Annotated in this window: 20 protein-coding genes and 1 tRNA gene; 20 read left to right on the top strand and 1 reads right to left on the bottom strand. The window is 37.4% G+C overall.

Going from position 1 to position 19,735, the window contains the following annotated elements; genetic code table 11:
• Positions 1 to 16 precede the first annotated feature (16 nt).
• The 7 genes from C406_RS0103355 (at position 17) to C406_RS0103325 (ending at position 6,838) form a co-directional block, all read left to right on the top strand.
• Positions 17 to 1,543, top strand: a complete 1,527-nt coding sequence (locus tag C406_RS0103355; RefSeq protein WP_017379176.1) for a tetratricopeptide repeat protein — start codon at positions 17 to 19, stop codon at positions 1,541 to 1,543.
• Between the two features lie 293 nt (positions 1,544 to 1,836).
• Positions 1,837 to 2,787: a thioredoxin-disulfide reductase gene (gene trxB, locus C406_RS0103350; RefSeq protein ID WP_017379175.1), complete on the top strand. Its 951-nt coding sequence runs from the start codon at positions 1,837 to 1,839 to the stop codon at positions 2,785 to 2,787.
• A 378-nt stretch (positions 2,788 to 3,165) separates the two neighbouring features.
• Positions 3,166 to 3,642 carry an NUDIX hydrolase gene (locus tag C406_RS0103345; protein WP_017379174.1) on the top strand — a complete coding sequence of 159 codons (477 nt, stop codon included), beginning with the start codon at positions 3,166 to 3,168 and terminating at the stop codon, positions 3,640 to 3,642.
• Positions 3,642 to 4,526: an RNase adapter RapZ gene (rapZ, locus tag C406_RS0103340; RefSeq protein WP_017379173.1), complete on the top strand. Its 885-nt coding sequence runs from the start codon at positions 3,642 to 3,644 to the stop codon at positions 4,524 to 4,526. The genes C406_RS0103345 and rapZ overlap by 1 nt, the downstream gene beginning before the upstream one ends.
• A gap of 4 nt (positions 4,527 to 4,530) precedes the next feature.
• On the top strand, positions 4,531 to 5,523 hold the full coding sequence (locus C406_RS0103335) for a gluconeogenesis factor YvcK family protein (protein WP_017379172.1): 993 nt from the start codon (positions 4,531 to 4,533) through the stop codon (positions 5,521 to 5,523).
• Positions 5,524 to 5,550: 27 nt separating this feature from the next.
• Complete coding sequence (gene whiA, locus C406_RS0103330; protein WP_017379171.1) at positions 5,551 to 6,495, top strand: DNA-binding protein WhiA; 945 nt, start codon at positions 5,551 to 5,553, stop codon at positions 6,493 to 6,495.
• 85 nt (positions 6,496 to 6,580) lie between these two features.
• Positions 6,581 to 6,838 carry an HPr family phosphocarrier protein gene (locus C406_RS0103325; RefSeq protein WP_017379170.1) on the top strand — a complete coding sequence of 86 codons (258 nt, stop codon included), beginning with the start codon at positions 6,581 to 6,583 and terminating at the stop codon, positions 6,836 to 6,838.
• A 49-nt stretch (positions 6,839 to 6,887) separates the two neighbouring features.
• On the opposite strand, the gene C406_RS0103320 is transcribed toward C406_RS0103325, so the two are convergent.
• Positions 6,888 to 6,959: transfer RNA gene (locus tag C406_RS0103320), tRNA-Arg, on the bottom strand.
• A gap of 170 nt (positions 6,960 to 7,129) precedes the next feature.
• On the opposite strand from C406_RS0103320, the gene clpP reads away from it, so the two are divergent.
• The 13 genes from clpP (at position 7,130) to C406_RS0103255 (ending at position 19,703) form a co-directional block, all read left to right on the top strand.
• A complete protein-coding gene (clpP, locus tag C406_RS0103315) occupies positions 7,130 to 7,723 on the top strand; it encodes an ATP-dependent Clp endopeptidase proteolytic subunit ClpP (RefSeq protein WP_017379169.1) in 594 nt (197 codons plus the stop codon).
• Between the two features lie 109 nt (positions 7,724 to 7,832).
• The gene (locus tag C406_RS0103310) at positions 7,833 to 8,411 is read left to right on the top strand and encodes a LemA family protein (protein ID WP_017379168.1); all 579 of its coding nucleotides are present in this window, start codon (positions 7,833 to 7,835) and stop codon (positions 8,409 to 8,411) included.
• Positions 8,411 to 9,172 (top strand): TPM domain-containing protein, encoded by a 762-nt coding sequence (locus tag C406_RS0103305; RefSeq protein ID WP_017379167.1) that lies wholly within the window; start codon positions 8,411 to 8,413, stop codon positions 9,170 to 9,172. The genes C406_RS0103310 and C406_RS0103305 overlap by 1 nt, the downstream gene beginning before the upstream one ends.
• A gap of 333 nt (positions 9,173 to 9,505) precedes the next feature.
• Complete coding sequence (gene rpoN, locus C406_RS0103300) at positions 9,506 to 10,777, top strand: RNA polymerase factor sigma-54 (RefSeq protein ID WP_017379166.1); 1,272 nt, start codon at positions 9,506 to 9,508, stop codon at positions 10,775 to 10,777.
• A complete protein-coding gene (locus tag C406_RS0103295; RefSeq protein ID WP_017379165.1) occupies positions 10,777 to 11,010 on the top strand; it encodes a glutaredoxin family protein in 234 nt (77 codons plus the stop codon). The genes rpoN and C406_RS0103295 overlap by 1 nt, the downstream gene beginning before the upstream one ends.
• A gap of 116 nt (positions 11,011 to 11,126) precedes the next feature.
• Complete coding sequence (locus C406_RS0103290; protein ID WP_017379164.1) at positions 11,127 to 12,158, top strand: sugar-binding transcriptional regulator; 1,032 nt, start codon at positions 11,127 to 11,129, stop codon at positions 12,156 to 12,158.
• A gap of 18 nt (positions 12,159 to 12,176) precedes the next feature.
• Entirely contained in the window at positions 12,177 to 13,181 is a 1,005-nt protein-coding gene (gap, locus tag C406_RS0103285; protein ID WP_017379163.1) for a type I glyceraldehyde-3-phosphate dehydrogenase, read from the top strand.
• 141 nt (positions 13,182 to 13,322) lie between these two features.
• The gene (locus C406_RS0103280; protein ID WP_017379162.1) at positions 13,323 to 14,510 is read left to right on the top strand and encodes a phosphoglycerate kinase; all 1,188 of its coding nucleotides are present in this window, start codon (positions 13,323 to 13,325) and stop codon (positions 14,508 to 14,510) included.
• A gap of 12 nt (positions 14,511 to 14,522) precedes the next feature.
• On the top strand, positions 14,523 to 15,284 hold the full coding sequence (tpiA, locus tag C406_RS0103275) for a triose-phosphate isomerase (protein WP_017379161.1): 762 nt from the start codon (positions 14,523 to 14,525) through the stop codon (positions 15,282 to 15,284).
• On the top strand, positions 15,277 to 16,821 hold the full coding sequence (gene gpmI / locus C406_RS0103270) for a 2,3-bisphosphoglycerate-independent phosphoglycerate mutase (protein WP_017379160.1): 1,545 nt from the start codon (positions 15,277 to 15,279) through the stop codon (positions 16,819 to 16,821). Before tpiA ends, gpmI begins: the two co-directional genes overlap by 8 nt.
• 3 nt (positions 16,822 to 16,824) lie before the next feature.
• Positions 16,825 to 18,120 (top strand): phosphopyruvate hydratase, encoded by a 1,296-nt coding sequence (gene eno / locus C406_RS0103265; protein ID WP_017379159.1) that lies wholly within the window; start codon positions 16,825 to 16,827, stop codon positions 18,118 to 18,120.
• Between the two features lie 248 nt (positions 18,121 to 18,368).
• Positions 18,369 to 18,596: a preprotein translocase subunit SecG gene (gene secG, locus C406_RS0103260; protein ID WP_017379158.1), complete on the top strand. Its 228-nt coding sequence runs from the start codon at positions 18,369 to 18,371 to the stop codon at positions 18,594 to 18,596.
• Between the two features lie 360 nt (positions 18,597 to 18,956).
• On the top strand, positions 18,957 to 19,703 hold the full coding sequence (locus C406_RS0103255; protein WP_017379157.1) for an alpha/beta hydrolase: 747 nt from the start codon (positions 18,957 to 18,959) through the stop codon (positions 19,701 to 19,703).
• Positions 19,704 to 19,735 lie beyond the last annotated feature (32 nt).

The following is a 19,735-nucleotide window of genomic DNA, read 5'->3' as shown; positions in this document are numbered from 1 at the left end:
TTTTCGGAGGCATCAATTGGAAAAAAAACACATAAAACCAGGGAAAGAAAACATCGTCTCGTTTATTCCAACCGGCGAATATTATTATCAAAAAGCATTACAAGCTTTAAATCGAGAGAAGTTTGAAAAGGCCCATAAATATTTAAAACGTGCATCGGAGCTCAGTCCAGATGATCCGCATATTCTAATGCAATACGCTATTGTGGAAATGGAGAATGAAAGTTACGACCATGCACTTGATTTATTGCAAAATGCACATAGTATTGACCCTACTGAAACAGAAATCATTTTTTTCTTAGCAGAAGTCAATGCTCATATAGGCTTTCTTTCAGATGCCCGCAAGTTTGCAAAAAAGTATGTTGAATTGGATATGACTGGCGTCTATGCTGAAGAAGCGTTGGAAATCATTGATTTTTCAGAACAAGGAGATTGGTCTTTGTTTGAAGAAGATAATTTTGGAAGTGAAATCTTAACTATTCAAGAAAAAGCCAGACGTATGATGGAAAAAGGTAACTTTGATCAAGCTATTGAAGTCTTGGAAAAGTTAATTGAAGAAAACCCGGAATTTTGGGCGGCTTATAATAACTTAGCATTAGCTTATTTTTATGTAGGTAAAGTCGATCAAGCGAAAACTTTACTACATAAAGTATTAGAAGATAACACAGGTAATTTACATGCATTGTGTAACTTAGCGGTTGTCCACTATTACGATAAAAATGAGCAGGAGCTCAGTCATTTGTTAAATTTGCTGAGCAAAATCCAACCGTATATGTTGGAACATCGATACAAACTTGGTGCAACTTTTGCTTTAGTGGGTCGCTATGACGATGCATATAAATGGTTACGTTCACTTCAAAAACGAGGGTATGAAGGTGATCCAGGATTTTATTTTTGGTTATCACATTCAGCTTATTTTTCGGGTCATGAAAATGAAGCGCGTCATTATTGGAAGCAATTGATTCACATTGATCCCGAAAAAGAAGGACTTGAACCTTGGGCTGGTCAACAAGAAGGGGATTCTTTAAAAGGGATGGAGCATAATCGTGATTTTATAGTAGAAAAACTCGAAAATGCGTATCGTAGTGAGCGTATGTTTGGTTTGTTTTTACTTGGTAAAACTGCTCATCATCAAGAAATAATGGCTCATCCAGAATGGGTAAATCTTGAAACTTATTCTATTATGGAAAAATGGTTATTAGGTCATGCTTTAGGAAATGGATTCAAAACGAATCAACCGACTGAACGTTCTTTTAAACGTGCACTTGAAGCGACGGAGATTTTGTATATGGATAATCATCCTGTGACAATTGACGGGTCGTTTTTGTTTCAAATGTGGTTTGTTTTGATTGAACGTGCAATTGATAAAGGCTATGAATTTAAAAATCCAAAAGCTTTAGCGGCGGCAGCTGATTATATGTTCCAGTCATCGCGAACTCAAGGAATTACGAAAAAGGCGTTTGCTGAACATTATGGAATTACAACGCCAACTTTGACCAAATATATAAATGAACTTACTCAATACTTACCACTATTTGATAATTAATGTCCGCACATTCATGACTTCAGTCATGCTGTGAGGGCATTTTTTTCTTTTATGAACAATCAAACTTAAAGTAGGGTGTTTGTAAATTTACCTTCCTTCAGTATTTAGTAAATGCCGAGACTTTATTATTAGGAATCTCATGATAACTAAAATCATCTTAGAGTTTTCATGACTGAAAGAATTTTATAAATGAGACTTTAGTCATGTAAACTTAAAACATAAGCAAAAAAGTTGAATCACTACTATAAATCTTATAAGATTTGTGAGCGGACTATGGTTTAGGAGGTTTATTAATGAGTGAAGAAAAAATTTATGATGTTGTGATTATTGGCGCAGGACCTGCTGGTATGACAGCGGCTGTATATACATCACGTGGAAACTTATCGACTTTAATGATTGAGCGAGGAATTCCAGGTGGCCAAATGGCAAATACTGAAGAGGTTGAGAATTATCCTGGTTTTGAACATATTTTAGGGCCAGAACTTTCTACCAAAATGTTTGACCATGCGAAGAAATTTGGCGCAGAGTATGCTTATGGAGATGTAAAAGAGATTATTGATGGCGAAGCTTTTAAAACAATAAAAGCTGGAGGAAAAGAATATAAAGCGCGTGCCGTTATATTAACACCAGGTGCTGAATATAAAAAAATGGGTATTCCAGGCGAAACAGAACTCGGGGGACGCGGAGTAAGCTATTGTGCAGTCTGTGATGGGGCTTTCTTTAGAAATAAAGAATTAGTCGTTGTTGGCGGAGGAGACTCTGCTGTTGAAGAGGGTGTGTATTTAACTCGTTTTGCAAGCAAAGTGACAATTGTTCACCGTCGTGAAGAGTTACGTGCCCAAAAAATTCTACAAGACCGTGCATTTGCAAATGAAAAAATTGATTTCATTTGGAATCATACCGTAAAAGAAATTAACGATGAAAAAGGAAAAGTGGGAAGCGTCACATTGGCTTCAACTGTTGATGATTCTGAACATGAATTTAAAGCGGACGGAGTATTTATATATATTGGTATGCTTCCACTAACAAAACCCTTTTCAAACTTAGGTATCTTAAATGAAAATGGCTATATCTTAACTAACGATCAAATGGAAACAAGCATTCCAGGTATTTTTGCTGCAGGAGATGTGCGAGAAAAAACATTAAGACAAATTGTCACAGCAACGGGTGATGGCAGTATTGCTGCTCAAGCTGCGCAGCATTACATTGAAGAGTTACATGAAAAAATAAATGTGAAATCTTAATTTTTAATCATTCTTTAATCCAGCTGTAATACTATCGCAACAATTAAAGTGTATATTAAAGATAGTAAATTGACCCCCCTTTTTATAGCAACATTTTGTCAGGCTGCTTCTCGATTGAAATCGACGGAGTAGCCTCTTTTTTGTGTATCTAGTTCGCGTGTCGCTCAACTCCCAAACATCCAAGTCAGATTAGATTTGGTTACCCATTATAGGTGGGTCCTCCATGGAGGAGAATAAAGCTAGCATTTAAGGGTTCGACCCAAAAGTGCTGAACTAAAGCGTCGCTCTTCGCTTTTATTTTTGCATACTTTTTGATATGCACTCCATCAAAGTTGTATAATAGAATTAGTGAGTTTACTTGGATGTGGAGTGTCGAATGTGCAACGTATAGCAAATTTAATTGTTTTAAAAGATAATCAAGTACTTTTATTAAAGAAACCACGCAGAAATTGGTATGTCGCACCTGGTGGGAAAATGGAAGCCGGAGAGTCTATCTACAATTCAGCAATAAGAGAGTTTAAAGAAGAAACAAATACAACACCAGTAAATCCCCATTTAAAAGGTGTGTACACTATGGTTACACGTGATGAGCAACAAGTCGAAAGTGAATGGATGTTATTTACATTTGTTTCATATGATTTAGAAGGAATTCCTTTTGAAATCACTAAAGAGGGTATCCTGGAATGGCATCCTGTGGAAGACTTAGCTCATTTACCAATGGCTGAAGGAGATCGTACAAATTTACAATTTGCTGTTTCTGGCAAAGGAGTTCAGTATGGAACATTTGTGTATACAACAGATTTTGAATTAATCAAAGAAGATATTCAAGTGTCATATGAAGGAGAGGAACATTGATGGAATTACAATCAACTCAAGATTCAGAATTTGTCATTATTACCGGCATGTCTGGCGCTGGGAAAACAGTAGCCATTCAAAGTTTCGAAGATCTCGGATTTTTCTGTATCGATAACTTACCACCTGCACTGTTATTGACTTTTTTAAAGTTAATGAAAGAATCAGGTAAAGACATGAACCGTATTGCCACTGTTATGGATATGCGCGGCGGAGATTTTTTTGATTCTTTAATTGGTGCTCTAGATGAAATGGCGAAAGGGAGTGTGGTGACTCCGAAGATTTTGTTTTTAGAAGCAGACGATGAAACACTTGTCAGACGCTACAAAGAAACACGTCGCTCACATCCACTTGCACCTGCAGGTTTGCCACTAGAAGGCATTGCAAAAGAACGTTTATTGCTTTCGGAGTTGAAAGGAAGATCAAATTTCATTTACAACACTTCTACTTTAAAACCGAAAGAGCTTCGTGAAAAAATTCAAGGAGAGTTTTCATCAAAAGGAAACTATACATTTACCTTAAATATTATGTCATTTGGGTACAAACATGGTATGCCTATAGATGCTGATTTAGTTTTTGATGTGCGATTCTTACCAAACCCTTACTATATAGAAGATTTACGACCGAAATCAGGCTTAGATTCTGATGTATCAGGTTATGTATTAAATAAACCTGAAACTCAAGTATTAATTGAAAAATTAACAGATTTACTTACTTATATGATTCCTCAATATAAACGAGAAGGTAAACGCCAACTGGTTATCGCATTTGGTTGTACAGGTGGACAACATCGCTCAGTAACCCTTACGGAATACTTTGCAGAGTTGTATCAAAAAGATTATCAAACTGTAATTACGCATCGCGATATTACACATAGGAAGGATTGATGGAATGGCACGTCCCAAACGCCGTAAAAGAATAGTCATAATCGGTGGGGGAACGGGTTTATCCACGTTACTTCGGGGATTAAAGAAGTTTCCTTTAGACATTACTGCAATTGTAACAGTTGCAGATGACGGAGGAAGCTCAGGTAGACTTCGAGACGATTACGATATTCCTCCTCCAGGAGATATTCGAAAAGTAATGGCTGCATTATCAGATGTGGAACCTCTAGTAGAAGAAATGTTCCAGTATCGTTTCAGTCAATCTGAAGACTTAGGTGGACATTCCCTTGGTAATCTAATGTTGACGGCGTTAACAGATATTACAGGTGACTTTTCACATGCAATTCGTGAAATGAGTCGTGTATTAAATGTTCATGGGACGATATTACCAGCTGCAAATCAGACAATTACACTTCATGCTGAACTCGAAGATGGAACAATTGTAACGGGGGAATCAAAAATCCCTACTTACAACCAACGAATTCTTCGTGTATTTTTAACGCCAACAGATGTGGAACCGCTTGCAGATACTATTAAAGCCATTCGGAAAGCTGATTTACTCGTAATTGGTCCAGGAAGTTTATATACTAGTATTTTACCTAATTTATTAGTACAGGGTATTAAAAAAGCTATTCTTCAATCAAAAGCTCCCAACATATACATTTGTAATTTAATGACACAAGCTGGAGAAACTCTTGATTACACGGCGGCAGATCATGTTCGCGCGCTTACCTTACATATGGGAGAACCTTTTATACAAACGATTTTGCTAAATACAGATCAAGTGCCGTTGTCCATACAAAAAGTATACGAACAAGAATTAGCCAAGCCGGTTAGTTATGATGAATCCCTATTAAATGAATTAGGAATAACAGTGGTCAAAAAAGATATAGCGACCATTCAGGATGGAGCCATAAGACATGAAGCAACCAAAGTTGCTGAATGGCTAGTCCAATACGCGGAAGATAGAGAAAATGCCATTAAGCAATCACTTTTCTAACTCTTTCGCTCGAAAGGGGGAACACTTATGTCGTTTGCATCTGAAACTAAAAAAGAACTGACGCAAGCTGACATAATACCTTGTTGTGCGAAAGCAGAGTTATCTGCACTAATTCGCATGAATGGTGCGCTTTCATTTGCTAATCGTAGTTTAAGTTTAGACGTTCAAACTGAAAATGCTGCAATTGCAAGGCGCTTATATACCTTAATGAAAGAGTTGTATCCCTACCGTGTAGAATTATTGGTACGTAAAAAGATGCGATTAAAGAAGAATAATGTGTATATATGTCGAGTGCGCGATGGCTCAAAAGCATTACTAGAAGATTTAAAAATTATCTCAGAAGATTTTCAGATTAATCACACGATTTCTGCTGAACTGGTTAAAAAGAATTGTTGTAAGCGTGCCTATTTGCGAGGTGCATTTTTAGCTGGTGGATCAGTCAATAATCCTGAAACATCTGCTTATCATTTAGAAGTATATTCAGTATATAAAGACCATAGTGAAGCACTCGTAGACTTAATGAATGGTTTCAAACTAAATGCTAAAACAATCGAACGTAAAAAAGGATTTGTAACATATTTGAAAGAAGCGGAGAAAATCTCGGATTTCTTTAGTATTACTGGGGCACATCACGCGCTGTTGAAATTTGAAGACGTACGAATTATCCGTGATTTGAGAAATAGTGTGAATCGACTTGTAAACTGTGAAACTGCAAATTTAAACAAAACCATTGGAGCAGCAATTCGCCAAGTGGAAAATATACGGTATATAGATAACGCAATTGGTATAGATCAACTACCAGAGAAACTAAGGGAAATTGCTCGTTTGCGTGTCGAATATCAAGATGTGACATTAAAGGAGCTTGGAGAGATGGTTTCTACAGGAACCATTAGTAAATCAGGTATTAATCATCGGTTGCGTAAACTTGATGAAATAGCTGATGGACTTCGCGGTGGTGCGGCTTTTTCTTAATGCAATCGATAGTTGTGGATATAGTCTGAATAGTCTAACATATACACCATACATGAACAAAAAGAGTTTAGGGAGGCATGAACGAATGGCGGAAAAACAAGTACAAGTAGCATTGAAATCTGGATTGCAGGCACGACAGGCTGCTCTTTTTGTGCAAGAAGCAAATCGTTTTCAAGCAGATGTGTATTTACAAAAAGGTGAGAAAAAAGTGAATGCAAAAAGTATTATGGGTATTATGAGCTTAGCAATTAGTAAAGGAACTTCAGTAACAATCAGTGCTGAAGGATCTGATGAGCAACTAGCGGTAGCTGGATTAACTGCAATGATTCAAAAAGAAGAATAGAAAAAAACCTTCGATTAAAATCGTAGGTTTTTTTCTCTAACTTAAATGACGCCCTCGGCGAGAATCGAACTCACATTTTAAGCTTCGGAGGCTCATGTGCTATCCGTTGCACCACGAGGGCAGGCGACTCTACTATTATACAAAGTTAAGAAACAAAATTCAACTGTCCTTTTCTGTGCATAATAATTGACCTTTCTTGACCAACTTGTATATGATAAGGTAACAACTGAGAACAGCTTAAGAGACTCAGTATGTAAGAAAATTAATTTATGTTTAAAGGAGGCAATTTCGATGAACTTAATTCCTACAGTAATTGAACAAACAAGCCGTGGAGAACGTGCTTATGACATTTACTCACGTTTACTTAAAGACCGAGTAATTATGCTAGGAAGTGGTATTGATGACAATGTTGCAAACTCTATTGTTGCCCAATTACTTTTCCTAGAAGCAGATGATCCAGAAAAAGACATTTCAATTTACATTAACAGCCCAGGTGGTAGTATCACAGCGGGTATGGCGATTTTTGACACAATGCAATTTATTAGACCAGATGTACAAACAATCTGTATCGGAATGGCTGCATCAATGGGTGCTTTCTTACTAGCAGCTGGAACCAAAGGCAAACGTTATTCGTTACCAAATGCTGAAGTCATGATTCACCAACCACTAGGTGGAGCTCAAGGGCAAGCAACGGAAATTGACATTGCTGCAAAACGTATTTTATTTTTACGTGACAAGTTAAACGGAATTTTGGCTGAGCGTACAGGTCAAACGATTGAAGTAATTGCAAAAGACACAGAACGTGATAACTTTATGACAGCTGAACGTGCGAAAGAATATGGCTTAGTTGATCATATAATTTCTCGTAGTGAATTAAAAAAATAATATAATTAAGCTACAGTGACTTTTAAAGTCATTGTAGCTTTTTTTAATTAAGTTTTAATTTCTCATAATAAGGTAGATACTTTACTAAACTAACCAAGAGGTGAAAAATATGAAAAAGACTTTAGGTCCAATTATGATTGTAGTACTTTTGATTGTCGTATTAGCTCTTATGTTAATTCCTAGTTATAACGGATTTGTAAATGGTGAAGAAAATGTGGATCAAGCATACGCTCAAGTAGAAAATCAATTACAAAGGCGACTTGATTTGATTCCAAATTTAGTAGAAAGCGTAAAAGGATTTGCGGATCAAGAAAAAGAAGTGATTGATAGTGTAACTGAAGCTCGTGCTCGTTTAGCTGGAGCTGGTTCTCCTGAAGATCAAGCAACAGCGAATGATGAATTATCAGGTGCATTAAGCAGATTATTAGTGGTTGTAGAAAATTATCCCGATCTTAAGTCTGATGTTAATTTCCGACAATTAATGGATGAACTAGCAGGGACAGAAAATCGTTTATCAGTAGCACGCCAAGATTATAATAATGTAGTAGCTGATTTTAACCGCAAAGTAAAACGTTTCCCAGGAATCATGCTAGCTGGAATTTTTGGATTTGATGAAAAAGAATACTTTAAAGCAGATGCAGCGGCACAAGATGCACCAAAAATTGATTTCGGAGGAGCTGACGATTGATGAAAAAAGCTGCGCTCTTCGTAGGGACGGCGCTATTTTTTCTGTTGACGTATGCGCCAATGATTCAGGCTGCAACAATCCCAAAAGCCGTTGGTGACATTTATACACAAGACTTTGCCGGACTGCTAAATGCTGAACAAAAAGCAGAGCTTAATAAAATAGCAGCTCGCTTAGATGATGCAACTAGTGCCCAAATCGCTGTATTAACAGTCAATTCACTAGATGGTGCAGACATTCAAAGTTTTGCGAACCAAGCATTTCGTGAATATCAATTAGGTGATGCAGAGAAAAATAACGGTGTCTTGCTAGTCATTGACATGGATACAAGGGAATTGTGGGTGGAAGTCGGCTATGGTCTAGAAGGGGCTTTACCAGATGGAAAAGTAGGACGAATTTTAGATGAGTATACAGTCCCTTACATGAAGAATAATCAAGAAGATCAAGCGATTCTAAATACAATGAAAGTCTTTTACCAAGAAATAGCAATCGAATTTGGTTGGGATGGAGAAGCGGTCGAAACTGCTAAGGCTGATGAAGGCGGTAGTTCTCTATCGTTTATCATTGTCATCATAATTGTACTAGTGCTATACACGATTTTTAAAAATCGTGGAGGCGGTGGCATGGGAACTGGATCTCGTGGAAGACGTGGAGGATTTCCGATGATGGGACCAGGTTCATTTGGAGGAGGAATCGGCGGTGGTGGTTTCCGTGGTGGGGGCGGCGGATCTTCTGGCGGTGGAGGGGCAGGACGAAAATTTTAGGTGTATTGGAGCGAGTGGCTACCTAGCCACTCGCTTTTTAAAAATATAAGAAAAGTATATATATGGAGACTAACATGCTAAAAATTTCTTTGATGTGAACTCTCGTTAATTCGATTAATGTGAAGTCAAAATTTCCATTTTTAGAAACGAAAGTTTCCTCTCAGTAGAAGTGAATTTTGTTCAATGCTCTATTTTTATTTAGAAATCTTTGGATTGCACAAAAAATTGTCCTATCTTTATGGTCATTAATTGCGCTATTAAGTTAATAATAGTGTCGTTCACTCTTTTCTTTATAACAGTCTCTCGTATAATAAAATAAAGGAGTGGTTTAGTATGGAACAACGCCTAAGTCAAAGACAATTTCAAACACAAAAATTAGCAATGACACAATCGTTGCGACAATCACTCGAAATCCTGAATTTTTCTACTTATGAGTTGGATAGTTTTCTAAGAGATAAACAACAAGAGAACCCTTGGTTAAAAATACGTTCAAAAGGTCCTACACTGATATCTCCAGAAATGGTTCTGCAAATACCTGACCAAACTTCTTATAAAGACATACTATATTCACAATTAATCGACTTTCAACTAACTGACGAACTCACTCAATTAGTTAAGTGGCTCTTGGACGATTTAAATGAAGATGGCTTTTTAATTGATAGCCTAGCAGAGTATGGGAAATGGACAAACAAGCCGGAATCTTTAATTAAAGAAGCTATCGATATCATTCAACAGTTTGAGCCGATTGGGATAGGGGCATTTTCAAAGCAACACGCTCTTATTTTGCAAGCAACATATCATGAAATGTCTAAGCAAACAATTGATATTGTAAAAAATCATTTTGATTTACTAATTAATAGAAAGTGGAAAGAGCTTGCGAAAAAGATGCATATTTCATTAGAAGAAATTCAACAAGTTGCTGATACATTATCCGAGTTCTCAACATCTCCTTTACAACTAATTACAGAACATAAGGCTGCCTACATTCAACCAGATGCCTGTGTGCTAGTTGAAGAAGAAGAGCTAAATATTATTTTTTATGGACATGCTTTCCCAAAAGTCCATATTGATAAATCTTATATGAAAACATTGCCATCACAGATAGACGCTGATGTCATGACTTATATGAAGCAGAAATCAAAAGAAATAAGTAATATTGACGGTCAACTACAGTGGCGTAAATCAACTTTGCAAAGAATCATACAAGAAATTGTCCATAGACAACAAAACTATTTCATACATGGTACACAATTCCTAGTTCCGATGACGATGACGGATGTAGCAGAACTGTTAGAATTACACGAGTCAACTGTGAGTCGTGCTGTACGAGAGAAATATCTTCAAACGCAAACCGGGGTTGTATCATTAAAGTCATTTTTCTCACAACCTTCTACTGAAGACGTATCGGCTACTCATGTTAAAGCACGCATTCAATCTTTTATTGACCATGAAGAAAAGGACAAGCCTCTATCAGATCAAAAAATTGTTGATATGCTAACGAAAGAACGAATTCATTTATCAAGACGTGTGATTACGAAATATAGAAAACAACTTTTAATAGTAAGTTCTTCAAAACGAAAACGATTTGAAAGGAAGGATTCATGATGGAAATAAGATTCTATTCTCGCCCCAACTGCTTATTATGCATAGAAGCCTGGATGATGCTGCAACTTGTAAAAGAAGATGTTTATCTAGATATTGAAGAAATTAATATTGAAGAAAATGATGAAATACATGAAAAATATGTACTTCGTATTCCTGTTATTGAGTATAAGGGAGAAGTAATTCAAGAAGGACGAATTGACTATCCGACATTGTTAGAGGCGTTTAATTCCTAAACGTCTTTTTTATTTGCACTTTTTAAAAAATTAGAGTATATTAATAGTAGAAGTGGGACGATAATTAATTGAGTGGGACAAAAAACGTCCAACTACTTATTTAGAAGGAGAATGCAATGGATCAATTACTAGGAGCACAACAAAAATTGTTACCTGAAATGACGGCACTTCTACAAAAGAGATATCGATTATTAATGACAATTCAATTGTCTGCTGGGATTGGACGTAGAGCATTAGGACAAATTGTCCAAGCAACTGAACGCGAGACTAGAAGAGAATCAGATATATTGCGAGCACAAGGGTTAATTCATGTGTTGGCAAATGGGATGGAAATTACACAAGAAGGCAATGATGTATTACACACTTTAAAAGTGTTAGTTCATGAATTATCTGGATTAGGTGAGATGGAAAGACAATTGGAACAGACTTTTAAGTTAGCTCAAGTAATCATCGTTCCAGGTGACAGTGAAATAGAAAGCTATGCAAAGTCGTTAATTGGTCAGGAAGCAGCAAAGCAACTGGAGCTGTTATCACAAGATCAAGATACTGTCGCTGTTACGGGCGGTAGTACAATTGCCGCTATTACGGATCATTTATCTGTGCATAACAAACCTAAAAATTTAGTGTTTGTAGCAGCACGTGGAGGAATTGGGGAAAACGTAGAATTACAAGCGAATCATATAGCATCAGCATTCGCCCTACAAGCAAGTGGGACTTCTCGAACCCTTTACTTACCAGATCATTTAAGTGAAAAAGCATACAAGACAATGATTAAAGAACCTGTAATAAAGGAAATGATGGATTTATATGATAATACGAACATCGTCATACACGGTATAGGCGACGCTAAAGAAATGGCACGACGTCGAAACTCGAGTCAACAAGAACTAGATACAATTTCTCAGATGCAAGCTGTTGGAGAAGCCTTTGGTTATTACTTTAACGAACAAGGTAAAGCGGTTCACCGCATTCGAACAGTTGGGATTCAATTAAAGCAACTTAAACAAGCTCGACATTTACTTGCGGTGGCGGGTGGAGCTTCTAAAGCTTCCGCCATTCTGTCTTATTTAAAACATGCACCTCGCCAAACGGTATTAATTACAGACGAAGGTGCAGCAAAAAACATAACTCAACTTATGAGTAATTAAAATTAGGAGGAAAAATAAATGACTTTAAAATTAGCTATTAATGGATTTGGACGTATAGGACGCGTGGTTTTCCGCGAAGCAATGAAACAACCTGAGGTGGAAATAGTAGCGATTAATGACTTAACTGATGCAGCGATGTTAGCACATTTATTAAAATATGATTCAGTACATGGTATTTTTAATGCGGATGTTACATCTGACGGTGACTATTTAATCGTGGATGGAAAAAAAGTTCGTGTATATGCTGAAAAAGATCCTTCAGTTTTACCTTGGAAAGAGCTTGAAATTGATATCGTGATTGAAGCTACAGGTATTTTCCGTGATACTGAATCAGCTGGGAAACATATTGAAGCCGGCGCTAAAAAGGTAATCGTTTCATCACCAGGTAAAAAAATGCCGACATTTGTTATGGGTGTTAACCACGAGTCATATAACGAACAAACAGATCATGTGGTTTCAAACGCTTCTTGTACGACAAATAGTTTAGCACCAGTTGCAAAAGTACTTCATGAAAACTTTGGAATGAAACGTGCCATGATGACGACGATTCACTCATACACAAATGACCAACGTATTTTAGACTTACCTCATGGAGATTACCGACGTGCACGTGCAGCCGCTGAATCTATGATTCCAACTTCAACTGGGGCAGCAGCAGCAGTAGCGTTAGTGCTTCCTGAATTAAAAGGAAAATTAGACGGCATGGCAGTTCGAGTACCAACGCCAAATGTATCAATTGTTGATTTAGTTGCAGAGCTTGAAAAAGATGTAACTGTTGAAGAACTAAATGCAGCCTTTAAATTAGCATCTGAAAATGAATTAAAAGGATTCTTAGAATATAATGAAATACCATTAGTATCTCGTGACTATAACGGCAACGCTGCTTCATCAACTGTAGATGGATTATCAACCATGGTACTTGAGAAAAACATGGTTAAAGTGTTATCTTGGTATGATAATGAAACAGGCTACTCTGCACGTTGTATAGACCTTGCATTACACATGTACAAAAAAGGTCTGTAATAGGAAATCCTGACCTTGAGCTAAATGTAACTTGACTTTATTTATAGCGAACATTTGCGACAACCACTATAATAGAGTTGAGTAAAAGGAACGGAGATATACTCCGTTCCTTATTTTTTAAGCATTGAAGGAGGAGAATTCATGAAACAAAAGCAGACAATGCACCAAGTGGACTTTGCAGGTAAACGTGTATTTTGCCGAGTGGACTTTAACGTCCCGATGGATGACGGAATGATTACAGACGATACACGTATTCGTGCATCACTCCCGACCATTCAACATTTGGTAGACAAAGGCGCAAAAGTAATATTAGCAAGTCATATGGGTCGACCAAAAGGAGAAGTTCATGAAGAGTTCCGCTTAACTGCAGTGGGTATACATCTAAGTGAGTTATTACATAAACCAGTTCAAAAACTAGACGAGTCTATCGGTGAGTCAGTAGAAATTGCGATTTCTGGAATGGAAAAAGGAGACATTGTATTACTTGAAAATGTCCGGTTCCATAAAGGGGAAGAAAAGAACGATTCAGCATTAGCAGAGCAATTCGCTAAACTGGCAGATGTATATGTAAATGATGCTTTTGGAGCTGCGCACCGTGCCCATGCTTCTACAGAAGGCATTGCGAAACATATACCGGCAGTTTCTGGATTGTTAATGGAAAAAGAACTAGACGTTTTAGGGAAAGCATTATCTAAACCAGAGCGTCCATTTACTGCTATTATTGGCGGTGCAAAAGTTAAAGATAAGATTGGCGTTATTGATCATTTGTTAGACATAGTGGATAACTTGTTAATCGGTGGAGGCTTATCTTATACGTTTTCGAAAGCACAGGGCTACGATATTGGAAAGTCATTAGTAGAAGAAGACAAAATTGATTTAGCTAAATCGTTTATTGAAAAAGCAAAAAACAAAGGCGTGAATTTATACTTGCCTATTGATGTAGTTGTTGCAAGTGAGTTTTCAAAAGACGCTCAAACAAAAGTAGTGAACATTGATGAAATCCCTTCTGACTGGATGGGTCTTGATATTGGTCCGAAAACAACATCTCAATATTCAGACGTCATTGCCAATTCAAAACTAATCATTTGGAATGGTCCAATGGGCGTATTTGAAATAGCGGCATTTGCAGAAGGAACGAAAGCTGTTGCAAACGCTATGGCCTCGACACAAGGATATACAGTCATCGGTGGTGGAGATTCAGCGGCAGCTGTAGAAAAGTTTGAGGTTGCGCATAAAATGGATCACATCTCAACTGGTGGCGGAGCTTCTTTAGAGTTCATGGAAGGTAAAGACTTACCTGGAGTTGTAGCACTAAACGATCAAAACTAAGGAGGAATTCGCATGCGAAAACCAATTATTGCTGGTAACTGGAAAATGTATAAAACTTTATCTGAGGCAAAACAATTTGCCGAAGAAGTAAAAGGATTAGCACCAGATTCTGTGAAAGTGGATACAGTAATTTGTGCAGCACCACTCTTTCTTGAACAATTAACCCAATCACTATCTGGATCAACTGTTCATGTGGGTGCTCAAACGATGCACTTTGAAAATGAAGGTGCTTTTACTGGCGAAGTTAGCCCAGTTCAATTAGCAGACTTAGGCGTTGAATACGTTATTTTAGGACACTCAGAGCGACGTGAATATTTTAATGAAACAGACGAAGCTGTCAATAAGAAAGTGCATGCGGCATATGCCCATTCATTAACTCCAATTGTTTGTGTAGGTGAAACTCTTGAAGAGCGTGAAGCAGGCAACACGACAGCTAAGGTAGAAGTTCAAGTAGAAAAAGGTCTAGCTGGCTTGAATGAAGATCAAGTGAAACAAACGGTAATTGCATATGAACCAATATGGGCAATCGGTACTGGTAAAACAGCTACATCTGAAGATGCCAATGAAGTGTGTGGGGCAATTCGTTCGAAAGTAGAATCGTTGTTTGGTCAACAAGTGGCGAATGCTGTTCGTATTCAATATGGCGGTTCTGTTAAACCAGAAAATATTGAAGAATTATTATTGATGGAACATATTGATGGTGCCCTAGTTGGTGGCGCAAGCTTAAAAGCTTCCTCATTCCTTAAATTACTAGAGGCTGGTGCCAATGTCTAAATTACCAGTTGCACTGATTATCTTAGATGGCTTTGCTCTTCGTAGCGAGGTTTTTGGCAATGCAGTGGCACAAGCGAAAAAACCAAATTTTGATCGCTTTTGGAATGACTATCCTCACTCTTCCTTGATTGCTTCAGGGAAGGCAGTAGGACTTCCTGAAGGACAAATGGGAAATTCGGAAGTTGGACATTTAAACATTGGTGCTGGACGTATCGTTTATCAAAATTTAACACGCATTCATAAATCGATTGCGGATACCGATTTTTACCAAAACGCTGCGTTTATGGAAGCCATTGCACATGTAAAAGCAAATGGTTCAAAGCTCCATTTAATGGGTTTGTTATCTGATGGTGGCGTTCATTCACACTACGAGCACTTATTTGCTTTGCTGCAAATAGCGAAAACGCACGGAGTTGAAGATGTATTTGTTCATGGATTTTTAGATGGACGCGATGTAGGTCCAACAACTGCACTTGCATATATCGAAGAAACCGAACGTCAAATGTCTGATCTCGGTGTAGGTAAGTTTGCGACTATAAGTGGACGTTATTATGCAATGGATCGTGATCACAGGTGGGAACGTTTAGAGAAAACGTATCGTGCATTAGTGGACGGTGTAGGCGAATCAACTACTTCAGCTGTTGCTGGAGTTCAATCTTCTTATGATAATCAAGTAGCAGATGAATTTGTTGTACCGTTTGTCATTGAAGAAAAAGGACAACCAATCGCAACGATTGACACACAAGATGCTGTTATTTTCTTTAATTTCAGACCGGATCGAGCGATTCAATTATCATCTGTTTTTACAAATCCTGATTGCGATGCATCATTCTCACTGAGTCCTAAACATCCAACTGACTTAAAGTTTGTTACGTTTACTTCCTATAGTGACCAAGTTTTTGCATCTATCGCATATGAAAATGACAACTTAGTCAATACGATTGGGGAAGTTCTTTCAGTAAATGGAAAAACACAATTACGTATAGCTGAAACGGAAAAATACCCACATGTTACGTTCTTTATGAGTGGTGGACGAGAACAACGTTTTCCAGGTGAAGAACGAATATTAATTAATTCACCAAAAGTTGCAACGTATGATTTACAACCAGAAATGAGCGCTTATGAAGTGACCGATGCTTTGTTAGATGCTATTTCATCAGATCGTTTTGATGGCATTTTATTGAATTTTGCTAATCCTGACATGGTGGGCCATAGTGGTATGCTTGAGCCAACGATTCGCGCGATTGAAGTAGTTGACGAATGTTTAGGTAGAATTGTTGATGCACTATTAGCAAAAGGCGGAACAGCTATCATCACGGCAGATCATGGGAATTCAGATGAAGTCTTAACAATTAAAGGTCAACCTATGACTGCTCATACAACTAATCCCGTTCCTGTTATTGTTACAAAAAAAGGAATAAAGCTACGTGAAGATGGCATTTTAGCCGATTTAGCACCAACCATGTTACACTTATTAGGAATTACGCCACCATTTGAAATGACAGGTAAAACATTACTGAAAACTGAGGAGACTTAAAACATGTCAATTATTACACAAATACAAGCTCGTGAAGTATTAGATTCTCGCGGAAATCCAACAGTTGAAGTCGAAGTATTTACAGAAAGTGGCGCATTTGGTCGTGCGATTGTACCTTCTGGTGCTTCCACTGGTGAACATGAAGCCGTAGAGCTACGTGATGGTGACAAAGGACGTTACTTTGGTAAAGGTGTGTTAAAAGCTGTTGAAAATGTAAATGAAGCAATTGCAGATGAACTTGAAGAAAAATTTTCGGTTTTAGATCAAGTATCTATTGATCAAGCTATGATTGAATTAGATGGTACAGATAATAAAGGTAACCTAGGTGCAAATGCCATTCTGGGTGTTTCAATGGCAGTTGCTCATGCAGCAGCAGACTTCTTGGACATTCCATTATATCAATACTTAGGTGGATTCAATGCAAAACAACTACCAGTTCCCATGATGAACATCATTAATGGTGGAGCACATGCAGATAATAACGTTGATATACAAGAATTTATGGTAATGCCTGTAGGGGCAGAATCTTTCCGTCATGCACTCCAAATGGGTGCTGAAATTTTCCATAGCTTAAAATCTGTTTTGAAAGAAAAAGGATTGAATACAGCTGTGGGTGATGAAGGTGGATTTGCACCTAACTTAGCTTCCAATGAAGAAGCCATTACAACCATTTTGACTGCGATTGAGAATGCAGGATATAAAGCAGGCGAAGAAATTTTTATTGCTATGGACGCAGCTTCTTCTGAGTTCTTTAATAAAGAAGATGGCAAATACCACTTAGTAGGAGAAGGGGTTGTAAAATCCTCTGAAGAGATGGTTAATTGGTATACTGAACTATGCGACAAATATCCAATCATTTCAATAGAAGATGGTTTGGATGAAAACGACTGGGCTGGTCATAAATTATTGACAGAACGTTTAGGCGATCGTGTTCAACTTGTCGGCGACGATTTGTTCGTTACTAACACCACTAAACTTTCTAAGGGCATTGAAGAAGGTGTAAGCAACTCAATCTTAATAAAAGTAAATCAAATTGGTACATTAACAGAAACGTTTGATGCGATTGAAATGGCGAAACGCGCTGGCTATACTACAGTGATTTCTCATCGCTCAGGTGAAACTGAAGATGTGACCATTGCAGATATCGCAGTTGCTACAAATGCTGGACAAATCAAAACGGGTGCACCATCTCGTTCTGACCGAGTTGCTAAATACAACCAATTGTTGCGTATCGAAGATCAACTATTCGATACATCTAAATACTTAGGATTGAAAACATTTTACAACTTAAAAAAATAAAGTAGAAAGCTGGACACAACTTTAAATTGTGTCCAGCTTTTTTGCTTTTCAACATCCAAATTTTAGTGAATTTATTTTATGAGCTACACCTTATTTTTCTAAACAGTGTTGAATATTTATCAAGCGATTACACTTGTCCAAATTGTCAACCAGAATTCTTAATGTATTTCTCTATGTTTATTGTGCTTGACTCTATTATTTGGTAAAATAGTATTTGTTGTGATGTTTCTGATCGGGAGGTGGAACAAATGCATGCGTTGTTATTGACTTTACTAGTCATCAATTCGTTAGCATTAATCGTTGTTGTGTTGTTACAATCAGGGAAAAGTGCAGGTTTATCAGGTGCCATCTCTGGCGGAGCTGAGCAACTTTTCGGGAAGCAGAAAGCAAGAGGAATTGATCTTGTCTTACACCGAATTACGATTGTATTAGCTGTATTATTTTTTATTTTGGCAATTGCCGTAACGAAATTATAATAAACACATACGAACCGTCTGACCGACTAAATTGGTTAGGCGTTTTCTTATATTGATTATTAAATGAAAAAGGTAGGAAATTACATTAGTATAAGAAAAGCTTTAACGTGCATCATTATAAATACACACTGTGTTTTTCTAGCACTGATTAATATGGAAATAGGTTAGAAACCAGTATAAAAAATAGAGTATATTATGTCTTGTTCTAAGCGTTAACTCGCTCCCAAGCTTTGTCCATCAGGATGTGGGTCATGAAGGTGTTGCGAGATGACGTCGCGATGTATACCTTCTTTCATCTTATCGCCGAAGTAGAGCAAGATTGGCGCTTTTCACTTTTCTTATTAGATGGAGGTCTTTTTAATGCGAATCGCGCAACCCAAACCGTTCTTTTTTGAAGCGGGTAAAAGAGCCGTATTATTGCTACATGGATTTACAGGAAATTCGTCAGATGTACGTATGCTTGGTCGTTTTTTAGAGAAAAATGGCTATACTAGTCTGGCACCTCATTATAAAGGACATGGTGTACCGCCTGAAGAATTAATTTTAACAGGACCTACTGATTGGTGGGAGGACGTTATACGTGGCTATGACCAATTAAAAGCAGCTGGTTATGAAGAAATTGCAGTTGCTGGATTATCATTAGGTGGTGTTTTTTCATTGAAATTAGGGTATACCTTTCCTATAAAAGGAATTGTGACAATGTGTGCTCCTATGTCTATGAAAACAACAGAACTTATGTATGAAGGCGTTTTAAAATATGCAAGAGATTATAAGCGCTTTGAAGGAAAAGACGCATCTCTTATCGAAGAAGAAGTAGAAGTTCTTCAAAAGAGTTCGATGGAGTCTCTACCTGATTTACGAAGCCTTGTGTATGACGTTCGTGATCATGTGGATCATATTTACGCGCCACTATTTGTTGTCCAAGGACGTCAAGATAGCGTGATTGATACAAACTCAGCCAATATCATTTATGATGAGGCAGAATCATTTGAAAAGGAAATCAAATGGTATGAAAAATCAGGTCATGTGATTACGCTTGATCTTGAAAAAGAACAATTACATGAGGATATACTAGGATTTTTACAGTCATTAGAGTGGCAGGAGTAAAATCTGTCTCACTCGCACACGCTATAAAAAGG

The organism is Paenisporosarcina sp. TG-14 (assembly GCF_000297555.1).
GTDB lineage: Bacteria > Bacillota > Bacilli > Bacillales_A > Planococcaceae > Paenisporosarcina > Paenisporosarcina antarctica.
This window is presented reverse-complemented; position numbering and strand designations above follow the sequence as displayed.